The sequence below is a fragment of the Pseudomonas frederiksbergensis genome, from assembly GCF_003732705.1.
GTDB lineage: Bacteria > Pseudomonadota > Gammaproteobacteria > Pseudomonadales > Pseudomonadaceae > Aquipseudomonas > Aquipseudomonas frederiksbergensis_F.
The window spans coordinates 124,533-139,822 of sequence record NZ_MOBR01000016.1; the positions used below are offsets into that span (position 1 = coordinate 124,533).

The 15,290-nt window shown below is 60.8% G+C and carries 13 protein-coding genes; 1 reads left to right on the plus strand and 12 read right to left on the minus strand.

What is annotated here, in order from left to right; translation table 11 throughout:
• Positions 1 to 11: 11 nt before the first annotated feature.
• From BK667_RS18190 to BK667_RS18225, 7 genes are all read right to left on the minus strand, one after another.
• On the minus strand, positions 12 to 1,511 hold the full coding sequence (locus tag BK667_RS18190) for a sensor domain-containing diguanylate cyclase (RefSeq protein WP_123598462.1): 1,500 nt from the start codon (positions 1,509 to 1,511) through the stop codon (positions 12 to 14).
• Positions 1,512 to 1,741: 230 nt separating this feature from the next.
• On the minus strand, positions 1,742 to 3,010 hold the full coding sequence (locus tag BK667_RS18200) for an OprD family porin (RefSeq protein WP_375539178.1): 1,269 nt from the start codon (positions 3,008 to 3,010) through the stop codon (positions 1,742 to 1,744).
• A 244-nt stretch (positions 3,011 to 3,254) separates the two neighbouring features.
• The gene (locus BK667_RS18205) at positions 3,255 to 3,479 is read right to left on the minus strand and encodes a hypothetical protein (protein WP_123598464.1); all 225 of its coding nucleotides are present in this window, start codon (positions 3,477 to 3,479) and stop codon (positions 3,255 to 3,257) included.
• Between the two features lie 228 nt (positions 3,480 to 3,707).
• On the minus strand, positions 3,708 to 5,072 hold the full coding sequence (locus BK667_RS18210; protein WP_123598465.1) for a heavy metal sensor histidine kinase: 1,365 nt from the start codon (positions 5,070 to 5,072) through the stop codon (positions 3,708 to 3,710).
• On the minus strand, positions 5,062 to 5,739 hold the full coding sequence (locus BK667_RS18215; RefSeq protein WP_054045531.1) for a heavy metal response regulator transcription factor: 678 nt from the start codon (positions 5,737 to 5,739) through the stop codon (positions 5,062 to 5,064). The genes BK667_RS18210 and BK667_RS18215 overlap by 11 nt, the downstream gene beginning before the upstream one ends.
• 9 nt (positions 5,740 to 5,748) lie before the next feature.
• Entirely contained in the window at positions 5,749 to 8,841 is a 3,093-nt protein-coding gene (locus tag BK667_RS18220) for a multidrug efflux RND transporter permease subunit (RefSeq protein ID WP_123598466.1), read from the minus strand.
• A complete protein-coding gene (locus tag BK667_RS18225; protein WP_123598467.1) occupies positions 8,838 to 9,998 on the minus strand; it encodes an efflux RND transporter periplasmic adaptor subunit in 1,161 nt (386 codons plus the stop codon). Before BK667_RS18225 ends, BK667_RS18220 begins: the two co-directional genes overlap by 4 nt.
• 362 nt (positions 9,999 to 10,360) lie before the next feature.
• Here BK667_RS18225 and BK667_RS18230 point away from each other — a divergent pair, with 362 nt between their 5' ends.
• On the plus strand, positions 10,361 to 10,618 hold the full coding sequence (locus tag BK667_RS18230) for a hypothetical protein (RefSeq protein WP_123410172.1): 258 nt from the start codon (positions 10,361 to 10,363) through the stop codon (positions 10,616 to 10,618).
• A 210-nt stretch (positions 10,619 to 10,828) separates the two neighbouring features.
• Here BK667_RS18230 and BK667_RS18235 read toward each other — a convergent pair whose 3' ends face one another.
• The 5 genes from BK667_RS18235 to norR all read right to left on the minus strand — a co-directional run bounded on the left by BK667_RS18235 (position 10,829) and on the right by norR (position 15,262).
• The gene (locus tag BK667_RS18235; RefSeq protein ID WP_123598468.1) at positions 10,829 to 11,578 is read right to left on the minus strand and encodes a YkgJ family cysteine cluster protein; all 750 of its coding nucleotides are present in this window, start codon (positions 11,576 to 11,578) and stop codon (positions 10,829 to 10,831) included.
• 83 nt (positions 11,579 to 11,661) lie between these two features.
• Entirely contained in the window at positions 11,662 to 11,988 is a 327-nt protein-coding gene (locus BK667_RS18240) for a hypothetical protein (protein WP_123598469.1), read from the minus strand.
• A gap of 145 nt (positions 11,989 to 12,133) precedes the next feature.
• Entirely contained in the window at positions 12,134 to 12,592 is a 459-nt protein-coding gene (locus BK667_RS18245; protein WP_123598483.1) for a GNAT family N-acetyltransferase, read from the minus strand.
• 26 nt (positions 12,593 to 12,618) lie between these two features.
• Positions 12,619 to 13,521, minus strand: coding sequence for a chemotaxis protein CheV (locus tag BK667_RS18250; RefSeq protein WP_123509259.1), 903 nt, complete (start codon positions 13,519 to 13,521; stop codon positions 12,619 to 12,621).
• Between the two features lie 190 nt (positions 13,522 to 13,711).
• Positions 13,712 to 15,262 (minus strand): nitric oxide reductase transcriptional regulator NorR, encoded by a 1,551-nt coding sequence (gene norR, locus BK667_RS18255; protein ID WP_123598470.1) that lies wholly within the window; start codon positions 15,260 to 15,262, stop codon positions 13,712 to 13,714.
• Between the last annotated feature and the right edge of the window lie 28 nt (positions 15,263 to 15,290).

Consider the following 15,290-nt stretch of genomic DNA (forward strand, 5'->3'; position numbering starts at 1 on the left):
CGTGGGAACGATCATCCGGCCACCACTCGATTGCGCCCCCCTTCCTTGGCCTGATACAACGCCTTGTCCGCCGCAAACAACAATTGTTCCAGGCTGATCTCGCTGGCGCTGGTCCAGGTACTTATCCCGATACTGACAGTCATCGGCGATTCCGCGCCCGCCACCAACGGCAGTTGCTCCACTGCGACGCGAATGGCTTCGGCAATCTGCCGCGCCCCTGCGCTGTCGGTTTCCGGCAGGATCACTGAAAACTCCTCGCCGCCATAGCGGGCGACCAGATCACTGGGCCGCCGCACATTGGCGCTGATCACCTTGGCCAGTGAGCGCAGCGCATCATCACCGCCCTGATGACCATGCCGGTCATTGAACGCCTTGAAGTGGTCGGCATCGATCATTAACACCGACAACGGTAGCGCGGAGCGCTGGGCGCGAAACCATTCGTGGCGCAGGACCTGATCCAGGGTTCGGCGGTTGGCCATGCCCGTCAGGGCATCGGTGGCGGCCAATTGCGCCAGGTCCCGCTCGGCGTTGTGGCGCAGGCGCAGTTCGCGACTCAACAACCAGGCCAACCAGAGCAGACCGATGCACAACACGCCGGTGGCACCGCTGATCACCACTGCCGTGCGCTCCCAGGTGGCGAACACTTCGTCGCTGGACAGGGCGACAATCACCGTCAACGGCAAATTGCCGACCCTGGAAAAGGTGTACAAGCGCTTCTGGTGGTCGATGCTCGACACACTGCTGAAGCTGCCGCTGCCCTCGCGCAGGATGCGCACGACATTCGGCCGGCTGGCGAAGCTTTTGCCGATCGAGTCGCTTTGCAGGTAGGGCTTTTGCGCCAGCAGGATACCGTCGTTATTGATGATGTTCAGGGTGCTGTCATCGCCGATGTCCAGGCTGTTGAACAATTCATCGAAGTACGCCAGGCGCATCGACGCCACGGCCACCCCAAGAAACTCCCCGGTGGGCGAGGCGATGCGCCGGCTGAAGCTGATCCGCCACTGGTCCTTGTCTTCGCAATCGCAGCGGGGTTTGAACGGGCGGCTGATGAACATTCCGCTGTCACGGTTGGACACATGGGCGACGAAGTAATCACGATCGGCGAAGTTGCCCGGTTTCGGCTCGATCAGTGACGAATCGGCCAGGACCTCTCCGTGCTTGTCCAGCAACAGGATGTCACCCTTGAAACGCGCCGTGGAGGAGCGATCAAACAGCACCAGATGGCGGACCTGTGGTGGCATCTGTTTCAGATCATCCCGTTGTGAGGCGGCAATCAGCCCTTGCAGGGTCAAGTCATAGAGTTCGACCGTGCGCAGCACGTCGGCATCAATCAGTTGGGCAATGGTTGTCGCGCTACGGGTCGCGGCCTGCTGAGCGTTGGCGTGCTCGCGGATCAGCAGGAAGGTCACGATACTGAGAATCGCGATGACGGTCAGGCAACTGCCGAGTATCAGCAGGAGCTCAGGACGTCCGGTCCGGCCTGGAATGTAGGGGGTTCGGCTCGCGGTCATGGTTCTGATGTCTGCTGAAGGGGCTTAGTAAGCGTAGTCCGATAAACGCCGTTTCCCGAGGGGGCGTGCGCTTATCACAGATCATTCACGGAAAATTGGGCAGGAACAACCTGTGGGAGCGAGCCTGCTCGCGAAGACGGAGTTTCAGTCGACATCATCATCAACTGACACACCGCTTTCGCGAGCAGGCTCGCTCCCACAGGTTTTGTGTTGTTAGGTCAGGACTGGGGTTAGAACACGTTGATCGGGTAGTCGACGATCACACGGTATTCATCCGTGTCCTGATCCAGCGCGCCATATCCATTACCACCACGGTTGGTCGCCCATTGCAGGCGCACCGCCAGGTCCTTGGCCTTGCCCTCCTGGACGACGTACTTCAGATCAATGTCGCGTTCCCAGTGCTTGGCGTGTTTGCCATCGGCGCTGTACCACGAGGCGTAGCCCTTGCTGTCTGGATCGACCTTGGTCAGGTCGGTTTCACCTCGTGAATAGGAAACCGCCGAGGTCAGGCCGGGCAGGCCGAGCCCCACGAAATCGTAGGCGTACTTGAGCTTCCACGAGCGCTCGTTGGGGCCGTTGAAGTCCGAGTATTGCTGGGAGTTGTCCAGGTAGATGCTGTCGCCCTGGCTGATGTAGTCGAACGGCGTATTGCCGTTGACCCGCTGATAGGCGGCCGTGACGCTGTGATTGCCCACGCCCACGGTGAAATGCAGGCTGTAGGTGTTGTTGTCGATGTTGCCCAGCAGCGCATCGCCGGTGTCTTGCGTGTGATAGAAGTGCAAGCCGGGGTTGAGGCTGACCAGGTCGTTGAGCTGATAGGTGTAATCCAGATCGTAGTAGTACTGGTTCCAGATGTCCTTGAGCTCGGCGGCATCCAGGCTGCTGGTCAGGCCCGGCAAACCGCTCCAGGCCACGCCGGCCCAGTTCAGGTGCTGGCTCTCGTCGCCGTCGGCGAGGCTGCCATAGGACGTGCCGATCCGCGTGTGGCCGCTCTGGTTGTAAGGCTTGGTGAAGCTGGCCTGGCCGCCTTCGATGAGGAAACCGTCGAAGCTGTGGTTGGTCAGGCTGACGCCACGAAACGTCTGGGGCAGCATGCGGCTTTCACCACCGGCGATCACCGGGTTGGTGAGAAACAGGTCGCCAGCCTTCAGCTCGGTATCAAAGGCGCGCATTTTCAGCGTCCCGCCTGCCGTGGAGAACGACCCCGGCGCTTTGCCGTTGCCATCGCTGACCGGCAGGATGCTCGAATTGTCAGTGCCGCCACCGCCGTCGAGTTTCAATCCGAGCATGGCGTGGGCATCAATACCGAAACCGACGGTGCCTTGGGTGAAACCGGATTCGAACTTGCCGAGAAACCCTTGGCCCCATTCAATGTTGTCATCGGTGTGTTGATGGCGGTTGCGGTTCATGTAGTAGTTGCGGGCGTTGAGGTTGAGGCTCGACCCTTCGACAAAACCTTCGCGGCTGGATTCATCGGCGGCCTGTGCATTGGCGGCCATCGTTGCAGCGATTGCAATGAACAACGGACTGAGTTTCAGAGAAAAAGACACGTGCGGTACAGCTCCTTTTGGGTCATTAACGTCAGTTCATGGATCGACGTTTTTTACTTCTTGTTTAGGGAGACGAAGCGGGAGGTGTTTTCTGCACAATAAAAAAAGCCGCTGATAGCAGCGGCTTTGAAGACAACTTTTCAAAGGGAAGAGCCGATGAAAAGTGTCGAGGGAAACAGAGCGATACGGTGGATCAGCTGTCTTTCTCAACCGTTGGCCGGGCTGCAGAAGTGGACGCTTGAGGGGTTTGCTCAGCATCGCGCGCCTTGGCGGTCATCTCGGCCTGTGCCTGTTGGAACGCTTTGGCCCGCGTCGCATTCTGTGCGACGAAGGACGGCGATTCTTCAGCCATGGCGACCGGAGACAGGAACAAAGTGGACAAAACGAAAGCGCTGGCAATACCCATGGTGTTGGACATCTTTAAAACCTTCTTGCTTGGCAAGTGCTGTTTAGTGCGCCAAGGTTAAGGTTCAAGGACGATGGGAAACAGAGCGGATTTCAGAAAGGACTGTTGCGGATAAAGCAAAGATCGCAGCCTTTGATCGTTCCCACGCTCTGCGTGGGAATGCCTCAAGGGACGCTCCGCGTTCCAATGGGACGCGGAGCGTCCCGGGCTGCATTCCCACGCAGAGCGTGGGAACGATCATCAAACCGGGAGATGGATACCGAAGGTATTCATCCCATGATCACTGCGCACAAACACATCCCCGCCATGCATCAGCGCAATCGCTTTCACAATCGCCAAACCGAGCCCGTGGTTGTTGCCGCTGTTACTGCGCGACGCATCCACCCGATAAAACCGCTCGAACAACCGCGGCAGGTGCTCACTGGCAATCGGCGACCCCGGATTGGCCACGCCGATACTCACCTGATGCTCCTCAACCTCGATCCGCACCTCAATCACCTGCCCAGGCTGGGTGTGCTGCACCGCATTGCTCAGCAAATTGATCAACGCCCGACGCAGATGCGCGATTTCGATCCGCACTTGCGCATCACCGCTGACCTGCACCTGAACCTGGGCATCTTCCAGAATGAAATCCAGATACTCCAAAGTCGTGGCCACTTCATCGGCCAGGGATGTGGAGGTCAGTTTGGTGGCCTTGCTGCCCTGGTCGGCGCTGGCGAGGAACAGCATGTCATTGATAATCGAGCGCAGCCGTTCCAGTTCTTCGAGGTTCGATTGCAGCACTTCGAAATAATGTTCCGCCGAACGTCCTCGGGTCAGCGCCACTTGCGTCTGGCCAATCAGGTTGGTCAGCGGCGAGCGCAATTCGTGGGCGACGTCGGCGTTGAACGACTCCAGGCGCGAATAAGCCTGCTCAACCCGTTCCAGCGTGGAGTTGAACGAACTGACAAACTGATCCAGCTCCGGCGGCAACGGCGACAGGCGCAAGCGCCCCGCACGCAATGGCGGCGCCAGGCGCTGGGCTTCCTGGGACAACTTGATCAACGGCTTGAGGCCGATCCGCGCCACCCAGTAACCCAGGGCCGAAGCCAGCAGCACACCGATAATCGCCAGGCTGATCAGGGCAATCAGCAAATGATGCTGGGTCTGTAGAAATGTCTCGGTGTCGATGCCGATCATGAAGCGCAATGGCGGGCGCTGGTCCTTGGCCGGAAACTGGCTGACCAGTACTTTCAATGGATAAGAGTGATCCGGCAGCAACAAGTCCCGCCGGCCCAGCGGTCCTTCAGCAAATGCGCGGATCTGCGGGGTGATGTTGCCGTATTCGTACTGCGGATTGCCGCTGATGATCCAGAAACTGATGCGCTTGTCTTCTTCGCCGAGCAACTTGAGCTTGTTGTTGATCTTCACCCAATGCTCGGGCGTACCGTAACGGCCGACCGTGGATTCGAGCACGCTGTAACGTGCGTCCAATTCGGCTTCGGGCAACAGGCCCAAGCCCTTGTCGACCTGCTGATACAACGCCCAGCCGATCAACAGAAACACCAGCAGCGCCACCAGCGTAAACATCCCGCTCAGACGCAGCGCGATCGAGTTACTGGACACCGCGACTCTCCAGCACATAACCCATGCCACGAATCGTGTGCAGCAACTTCTCGTCGAATGGCCCGTCGAGCTTGGCCCGCAGGCGTTTGATCGCGACTTCGACGACGTTGGCGTCGCTGTCGAAATTGATGTCCCAGACCATCTCGGCAATCGCGGTTTTCGACAGGATTTCACCCTGGCGCCGCGCCAATACGCTGAGCAGCGAGAACTCCTTGGCCGTCAAGTCCAGGCGCGTGCCGGCGCGGGTGGCCTTGCGGCTGATCAAATCGATCCACAGGTCGGCGATGCTCACTTGCACCGGTTCATGGCCGCCGCTGCGCCGGGTCAACGCTTGCAGGCGCGCCACCAATTCAAGGAAAGAAAACGGTTTGCCGAGGTAATCATCGGCGCCATCGCGCAGGCCTTTGATGCGGTCTTCCACGCGCTCGCGGGCGGTGAGCATTATCACCGGGGTTTGCTTGCGCGCGCGCAAGGCTCGCAGTACGCCGAAGCCGTCGAGGCCCGGCAACATCACGTCGAGGATGATCACCGCGTAGTCGCTTTCCAGCGCCAGGTGCAGGCCTTCGACGCCGTCCCGCGCCAGGTCCACGGTGTAACCCTGTTCCGTCAGGCCGCGGTGCAGATAATCCGCGGTTTTTTCTTCATCTTCGATAATCAGAACGCGCATGACCCCGCCTCAGTCTGTGGTCGCCAGTGCCGGCAGTGGCTCTGGATTGGGTCTATGGAAAAGTCGCTCAAGCCACAAGTATATGACCGGAGTGGTAAACAGCGTCAGCGCCTGACTCACCAGCAGGCCGCCGACTACGGCAATCCCCAGTGGCTGGCGCAGTTCGGCGCCGGTGCCGTAGCCGAGCATCAGCGGCAACGCGCCGAGCAGGGCGGCGAGGGTGGTCATGATGATCGGCCGGAACCGCGTGATACAGGCCTGGAAAATCGCCTCTTCCGGCGGCAAGCCACCCTTGCGCTGGGCTTCGAGGGCGAAGTCGATCATCAGGATGCCGTTTTTCTTGACGATGCCGATCAGCAACACCAGACCGATCAACGCCATGATCGAAAAGTCCTGGCCCCAGATCCACAGCATGATCACCGCGCCGAGCCCCGCCGACGGCAGGGTCGAGATGATGGTCAGCGGATGGACGAAGCTTTCATAAAGCACGCCGAGAATGATGTACACCGCCACCAGCGCCGCCAGAATCAGCCACGGCTGGCTGGCCAGCGAACTCTGGAACGCCTGGGCCGCGCCCTGGAAATTACCGCTGATCGCCGCCGGCATGCCGATTTCGGCCTTGGCCTGATTGAGCAAAATCACCGCGTCGCCCAATGCAACGCCGGGTGCCAGGTTGAACGACAGGTTGGCGGCGGGGAACATCCCGTCGTGGGCGATGGACAGCGGGCCAATGGTCGGTGCATCGAACTTCGCCAGGGCCGACAACGGCACCATTTCACCGCTCAACGGCGAGCGCAGGTAGAAATAGTTCAGGCTTTCGGCCTTGCCGCGCTGCTTGGTGTCCAGCTCCAGAATCACGTTGTACTGGTTGATCTGGGTCTGGAACTCGTTGATCTGCCGCTGGCCGAAGGCGTCATACAACGCTTCGTCGACATCGCTGGCGGTCAGGCCAAAACGAGCCGCCGCGCTGCGGTCGATGCTGATGTGGGTGATGCTGCCGCCCAGTTGCAGGTCGTTGGAAATGTCGCGGAACGCCGGGTTGGTCCGCAGCTTGTCCGTCAGGCGCTGGGTCCAGGTGCTGAGTGTCGGGCCGTCGTTGCTCTTGAGCACGTATTGGTACTGGGCGCGGCTCGGGCCGGAACTGAGGTTGATATCCTGGCCGGCGCGCAGGTACAGTACGATGCCGGGGACTTTCATCAGTTGCGGGCGAATCCGGTCGATGAACTGGCTGGCGGTCACATCACGGTCGCCGCGTTTTTTCAGGGCAATCCAGAACCGGCCGTTGGCGATGGTCTGGTTGCTGCCGGAAACGCCGACGGAGTGGGAAAACGCCTGGACCGCCGGATCTGCCGCGACGATTTCCGCCATCGCCAGGTGTTTTTTCACCATGTCGCCGTAGGAAATGTCCGCAGCCGCTTCGGTGGTGCCAAGGACGAAACCGGTGTCCTGAATCGGGAAGAAGCCTTTGGGGATGAAGATGTAACCGGCGATGGCCAGGCCCAGGGACAAGCAGAACACCCCAATCATCAGCTTCTGATGGGCGAGGGCGCGGCGCAGTAGTTTTTCGTAGCCCGCCAGCAAGCGTTCGCCAAAGGTCGGTTTGCTGTGGGCATGATGCACCGGCGCACGCATGAACAACGCGGCCAGGGTTGGCGCCAACGTCAGCGACACCACCACCGAAATCATGATGGTCGAGGTCGCGGTCAGGGCGAATTCTTTAAACAACCGCCCGACCACACCGCCCATAAACAGCAACGGAATAAACGCGGCGACCAGCGAGAAACTGATCGAGACCACGGTGAAACCAATCTCGCCGGCACCTTTGATCGCGGCCTCGCGCATGCCGTCGCCAGCCTCCAGGTGACGGTGAATGTTTTCCACCACCACAATCGCATCGTCCACCACAAACCCCACGGCCACCACGATGGCCACCAGGGTCAGGTTGTTCAGGCTGAAGCCCATGATGTACATCAGGGCGAAACTGGCGGTCAGCGACACACCGAGCACCGCCGACACAATCATGGTCGCCGACCACTGACGCAGGAACAGCGCCATCACCGCCACCACCAGCATGATCGCGATCAGCAGGGTGATTTCCACTTCGTGCAACGACGCGCGGATGGTCTGGGTGCGGTCGATCAACACCTTGACCTGCACCGAGGCCGGCAACATCGCTTCCAGGCCTGGCAGGGCGGCTTGAATCCGATCCACGGTTTCGACGATGTTCGCCCCCGGTTGCCGGGAAATCACCAGGTTCACACCAGGTTGATCGCCGGCCCAGGCCTGGACGTAGGCATCTTCCGAACCGTTGACGACTTTGGCGACATCTTTGAGGTGAACCGGTGCACCGTCCTTGTAGGAAACAATGAGTTGGCTGTATTCGTCGGGGTGGAACAACTGGTCGTTGGTGGACAGGGTCGAAATGCTCGACTCACCGTACAACGCACCTTTGGCCAGGTTGAGGCTGGTCTGCTGGATTGCCAGGCGAATGTCCGCCAGGGTCAGGCCGATAGCGGCCAGTTTGTCGGCTGACGCTTGAACGCGGATCGCCGGACGTTGCTGACCGGTGATGTTGATTTGGCCTACACCGTCGATCTGACTGATCTGACGCGAGAGCAGGGTTTCCACCAGGTCACTGAGTTCGGTGCCGGGCATTTGTGTGGAGCTGACGCTGAGGATCAGCACCGGGCTATCGGCCGGGTTGACCTTCTTCCAGGTTGGCAGAGTCGGCATGTCCTTGGGCAGTTTGCCGGCGGCGGTGTTGATCGCGGCCTGGACTTCCTGGGCGGCGGTGTCGATGCTTTTATCGAGGGTGAATTGCAGGGTCAGCAGGCTCGAGCCCAATGCGCTGCTGGAGGTCATTTGGGTCATGCCGGGGATGGCACTGAATTGCACCTCCAGCGGCGTGGCCACCGATGAGGCCATGGTGTCAGGGCTGGCGCCGGGCAGTTGCGCGTTGACCTGAATCGTCGGGAATTCGGCTTCCGGCAGCGGCGCGATCGGCAGTCGCGGGAAAGCGATCACGCCCAGCAGCACCAGGGCAAAGGTCAGCAGGATGGTGGCGACCGGGTGATCGATGCACCACGCGGAAGGCCCTCTCATTGTTTAGGCTCCGCTTGCACCACTTGCGGCGGCTCCGTCAGCACCTGCACCGTCGAGCCGGGCTTGAGCCGCGACTGGCCATCGCTGACCAGCACGTCACCGGGTTTGACGCCGGTGATGATGTCCTGGCCGCTGCCTTGGTAGACCATTTGTACTTGCACGGTTTCGACCTTATCGCCGTTGATCCGATACACGAAGTGCTGATCGAGGCCGCGCTGTACGACAGTCGGTGGCACCACCAGCGCATCTTTATCCAGCGCTGTCTGAATCTTTACCGTCACCAGCAGGCCGGGCCAGAGTTTCTGGTTTGGATTGTTGAATTCAGCCTTGGCGCGGATGGTCCCGGTGTTGGCGCTGATCTGGTTGTCGATCAGGGTCAGGTGGCCTTCGCCCAGCAGGTTGCCGGTTTCGCCATCGGTGTCGGCGCCGATGTAGGCCTTGACCTGGGCGCGTTGCGGGTCGCCGATCAAGCCTTGCAGGGTCGGCAGCATTTGTTGCGGCAGGGAGAATTCCACGGCAATCGGGTCGATCTGGGTCACGGTGAACAGCCCTTGAGCGTCTGCCATGCGCAGGAAGTTGCCCTCGTCGACGGTACGAATACCGACGCGACCGGTGACCGGGGAGCGAATCTGCGTGTAGGAAAGCTGCACCTGGGCCGCATCGATGGACGCTTGATTGCCCTGGGCGGTGGCTTTGAGTTGGTTGACCAGCGCTTGTTGCTGGTCATAGGTCTGCTTGGACACGCCGTCATCGACGCTGAGCAGTTTGTAGCGCTTGAGGTTGACCAGCGCCACTTGCAACTGCGCCTGGCTTTCGCCGAGTTGGGCGCGGGCCTGGTCGAGACTGGCGCGAATCGAGCGGTCGTCGATGGTGGCGAGCAAGTCGCCGGTCTTGACCAGTTGACCTTCCTTGACCAGCAATTTGGTGAGAATGCCGTCGATTTGCGGACGCACTACCACGCTGTGCAGGGACAACACCGAACCGATACCGCTGACAAAGCGCGGCACATCTTTTTCGGTGACCGCGACAACCCGCACCGGGATCGCCGTCGGGGCGGCGAGTTTGGCGGTGGCCGGTTTGGTGGCGTACCACAGACCCAGCGCTGCCAGGACAATCAGAGGGGCTGCGATCAACGCGGATTTTTTCTGAATTCGCATGCGAGTGGGGCGCCGGGCTAGAGGGACGGGAATAGGGTCAGATTTTATACCTCCCCTTATAGTCCTGTTACCCGGTCAGGAAGGTGACTGCTAACTGACGGCGCTGTCAGTTTGGGCCTGCTGTCAGTCAGATGGAGCGCGTTATCGTTCATCGCGGGCAAGCCTTGCTCCTACATTTGAAATGCATTCCCCTGTAGGAGCGAGGCTTGCCCGCGAAGGCGTCAGCGGTGACACCGCCAAAACCCACTGACCGACGACTTGCCGCTTGATGCTTGCAGCTTGCAGCGCTCCATCCAGTTATACTCGCGCCTTTCGCGGCCCACCCACCGGGCCCGACTCTTTGTGCACCACCCGGAGCTTTCATGACTTCCCCGACACAACCGCCGGTCGCCGACGCTTTGAGCGACGACCCGGCAGACCTGCCAGACAGCGTCGACTCCAGCGCAGACAGCGAAACCAAAGCCGCGATCCCGGCGTTCAAGTTTCCGTTCAAACCGGGCGAACTGGCCGCGGCCAAGAACGCCAGCCAGCCGTGGTACAAGAACGGCGCCAAGAACGGCCACACCAAGACCCCTGGCGCCGCGCCACCGGGTACGCGTCGTTCGATGGGTAAACGCTGATCCGAAAAAATGCCTTCCTGATACAGAGACACTTCCCGCAAGAATGAGCGATTCATCTTCTGGGAAAGTCGGTGGCCACTCGTCGAAGATTCACTTCCGTGAACTCTCGACGAAGGCCACCGTAATGCCCCTGCCCCCACGGGAAATGCATTCCAATGTGGGAGCGAGCCTGCTCGCGAAGGGGCCTTCAAAGGCAACGCATCGCTTGGATCAAGCCGCCCGCAACGAGATAAACGCATAGTTGAGCGGCACATCAGTCGCCACTTCAGCCCCCTCCGCCAGCACTTGCCCGGCGATGTCCTCGCCCGAGACATGAAACAGCCATTCGCCGTCCGGCGCTTCCAACGGCTGCGCCACGACCTGATCGATCACTGAAGCAAAAGCGCCCATCTCCGGCAAATAGGCAGTGAACCCGTCGCCCTTCAGCGCAGTGGTACGAATCCCCAGCAACCCGCAAATCGCATTCTTGGTCTGTACATCATCGCGATCGGCCTGGCGCGAGCGCTGGATCAGCGTGGCTAGTTCCTGATCGACCAACTCGCCACCCACAATCAGGTTCGGCCCTTGTTCCCACGACTCGGGCGGGCAATCCTTCACCGCCGGGTTCAGGGGAATGTGCGGATTGATTTCCATCGGGTAGATGCGGCACACCAGCGGCCGGCGTTCGTAGATACGGCAGAGGTTGTCTTCGTCAAGATTCCGGCAGGGGCCGACGTTGTAGGCGGCGAAGGTGATGGCGACGTACGCATCGCTGGCGCCACTTCGAACTTTTACCGATCGACGTTCGGCGTGGTCCCGCTGCTGCACCGGCAGACCCAGGCCGGTGCCCAGGAAGCCTTCCACCAGCACGATCACCTGGCCGCCATCGTGCGCCCACATGCGGGCTTCCGTCAGGGTCAGGGGCACGTGGTGATCGTTGCAGCATTTGCCGCAACCTACGCAGGAAAACGTCGTATTCATTGATCGACCGGTCGCATGTGAGGGCATGAAGGGGCGACAGAAAGCCACCGCACAGGCTTGGGTCGAAGCAAGTTATGCGCCACTCACGGCTTTTTGGCCGTGGGGCGGATGGAGTCCCATTCGGTGACGTAGGCGGTTTTGGCTTTTTTGTCGTAGAGGCACAACTCGGTGCCTTGCTGACCTTTCATATGCTTTTGCGGGTATTGGCCTTGCAGCAGGAGCGCGGTATAGCCGACGCGGTCGTCGAATTGCGCGGCGGTGCCGACGGGTTTGGCGTCCTTCAGGCCGCTGGCCTTGGTGCAACCGGTGAGGACGGCTTTGTCGTAGGCGGCCCAGGCGTCGGGGCTGGAGGCGTGGGCTTGGGTGGCGAGGGCGGTGAGGCTGAGGAAGAGCAGGGTGGTGGTTTTCATGAGGGGGCATCCTTGTGTGTGTTGGCCAAGGTTGGAGTATGCCTGATGGTTATGGGGTGTTTGTGCGGGCCTCTTCGCGGGCAAGCCTCGCGCCTACAGGGATCAATCTTCTGTAGGCGCGAGGCTTGCCCGCGAAGGCGGTGTATCAGGCTGGAACAGGCTCCCGGCGAACCACCCGCATTCCGGCACTTTCATACAATCGCTGTGCCCGAAGATTGTCTTCCAGCACTTTCAGATCGACAAATCCCTCGCGGCGCTGATGAAACACATTGAAAGCATTCAGCAACAAGGCCCGGCCCAGACCGAGGCCTTGCGCGCGGGGATGCACCACCAGGCTCTTGATGTAGGCGCTGGTCCAGCACTGACAAACACCGACGATTACTTCGCCATCCAGCGCGATAAAGCACAGGCTCGGATCGTATTCAGGATCGGTTTCAAAGCGTTTCTGCCAGACCTCCAGCCCCGGCACACGACCGCCGCCTTCGCGATAACCCAACTCCATCAACTGGTGCACGGCTTCGGCGAATTCGGGGCGGTACTGGCGCAGTTCGATGCCGATTGGCCAGTCAAAGGCTGGCACAGCCTCAGCGAGGTTGCGCCGCATCAGAAAGCAAAAGTCCTCGGCCAAACTCAGTGACCCTGCTCGGCGACAGCTCTGGCGGCTTCGATCAGGCATTTGGTCAGTTCAGGCGAGGAGAACTTGGTCAGTACTCCGTTGGCCCCGGCCAGACGCGCCTTTTCGCTGTTCATCGCGCTGTCCAGCGAGGTGTGCAGCAGCACGTACAGGTGCGAGAAGTCCGGGGTTTCGCGCAGGGTGCGGGTGAAGGCGTAGCCGTCCATCTCCGACATCTCGATGTCCGAGACAATCAGGTTGATCTGTTGGGCGGTGCCTTGCAGGTCCAGCAGGCAGTCGATGGCTTCCTTGGCGCTGCGGGCGGTGTGGCATTGCAGGCCGAGGTTGCGCAGGGTGTGCACCGATTGTTGCAGCGCGGTCTGGCTGTCATCGACCACCAGGATTCGCGCGTTGCCCAGCACTTCGGCGTCTTCCATGCTCAGTTCGGTGGGGGCCATCTCGATCTGCGCCGGGGCGATGCCGTGGATGACTTTTTCGATGTCCAGCACTTGCACCAGCACGCCGTCGACCGACGTCACGCCGGTGATGTACGAGCGCAGGCCACCGGAACCGAAGGGTGGCGGACGGATGTCGGTGGTCAGGCAGTGGACGATCTTGCTCACGGCCTGCACGTGCAGGCCCTGTTTGGAGCGGCTGACGTCGGTGACGATCAGGCAGCCACCGTTGGGATCTTCCAGCGGCCGCTCGCCGATGGCGCGGCTCAGGTCGATCACCGACAACGAGGTGCCGCGCAGGGTGGCGATGCCTTTGACGTGAGGGTGCGACTCCGGCAGCTTGGTCAGCGGCGGGCAGGGGATGATTTCACTGACTTTCAGCAGGTTGATCGCCATCAGCTTGCCGCTGCGCAAGGTAAACAGAAGAAGCGAAAGTGAATCTGCGCGGGCTTTGGTGGTGGACATAAAAAACCTTCTTTGGCGAAAGGTGATGGGCGAGTGAAGAGTCGCCAAAAACTATTGATGCCGGGTTATCGACTTGTTAAGGGCAGGCTTTAGAAATTCGGGTGAATGGTATGACGACTTCGCGAGCAGGCTCGCTCCCACAATGAAATGCATTACCCCTGTGGGAGCGAGCCTGCTCGCGAAAGGGCCCTCACTTCATCCCCAATCGCTTGGCCATGCGCCCCAGGTTCGCCCGATCCAAGCCTAGCTCACGGGCCGCGCTCGCCCAGTTGTTATGGTGGCGTTCCAGACAAGCGTTGATCAGTCGGCGCTGATAATCCTCGGTTGCCGCCCGCAAGTCACCCGAGACTAAAGCCACAGGGCTGACGGCCGGTTGCTCGGTCGGCACTTCAATACTGCCGTGAGGCAAATCCAGATCCGCCGCACTCAAACTGAGAATCTTCGGCCGTTCCTTGCAGTTGCCCAGCGCCTTCAACGCGCTGCGGCCGATCAAGTGTTCCAGTTCCCGCACGTTCCCCGGCCATTGATAAGCGAGTAGCGCCGCTTGGGCATCGCTGTTCAGGCGCAAACTGTTGAGGCCCATGCGCGAGCGGTTCTGCTCCAGGAAGAAACCGCTGAGCAGCAACACATCACGTCCGCGATCGCGCAGCGCCGGCACCAACAACGGATAAACGCTCAGCCGATGATAGAAGTCGGCGCGGTAGCGACCACTGCGCACTTCTTCAGCCAGGTCACGGTTGGTCGCCGCGATCAGCCGCACGTCCACTTGATGCTCTTTATCCGAGCCCAAGCGCTGCAACTGACCGCTTTGCAGCACCCGCAACAGCTTGGCCTGCACGGTCAGGGACAGTTCGCCGACTTCATCGAGAAACAGCGTGCCGCCATTGGCCAGTTCGAATTTGCCACGCCGGTCGCTGGTTGCCCCGGTGAAGGCGCCGCGCACGTGGCCGAACAACTCGCTCTCCACCAGTGTGTCCGGCAGGGCGGCGCAGTTGAGGCTGATGATCGGCTTGTCGGCCCGGGACGAGGCGGCGTGAATCGCCTGGGCCACCAGCTCCTTGCCGACCCCGGTTTCACCGGTGATCAGCACGGTGAGGTCGCTGCCGCCCACCAGGCTGATTTCTTCCACCAGGCGTTTGTGGGCCTTGCTCTGGCCGATCATCTCGCGGTTCTGCTGGCCGCTGGCCTGGCGGTAGACCTCGGCGCGCTGGTGTTCGTCTTCGGCGCGATTGGCCAGGCGCTGGATACGCTCGGCGGCGTTGACGGTGGCGGCGGCGAGACTGGCGAAGGCTTGCAGGGCGTCGAGTTCGATCGGTTCGAAGCGTTCCGGGTCCAGGGCATCGAGGGTCAACAGGCCCCACGGGCGCTCATCGATAAACAGCGGGCAGCCCATGCAGTCATGCACTTCCAGGTGTTCGTCGAGGCCATCGACCAAGCCGTCGTAAGGGTCGGGCAACTCGCTGTCGGCGGCGAAGCGGGTCGGGCCGGGACTGCTGAGCAAGGCCTCGAAGCGCGGGTGTTCGCTGACTTTGAAGCGTCGGCCCAGGGTATCGGTGCTCAAGCCGTCCACGGCCAGCGGCACCAGCCATTCACCGTCGAGGCGCAGCAGGGCGGCGGCATCGCAGGGCAGCAGGGCGCGCATGGCTTCGAGCAGGCGCCGATAGCGCTCGCCTTCCGGCAGTTCGCGGGAAAGGTCGGAGACCAGTGGGAGCAGGGCGGTGAGCAGGGATTTTGCAGTCATAGTGACTCCATGTAGTCGGTGTGACTAT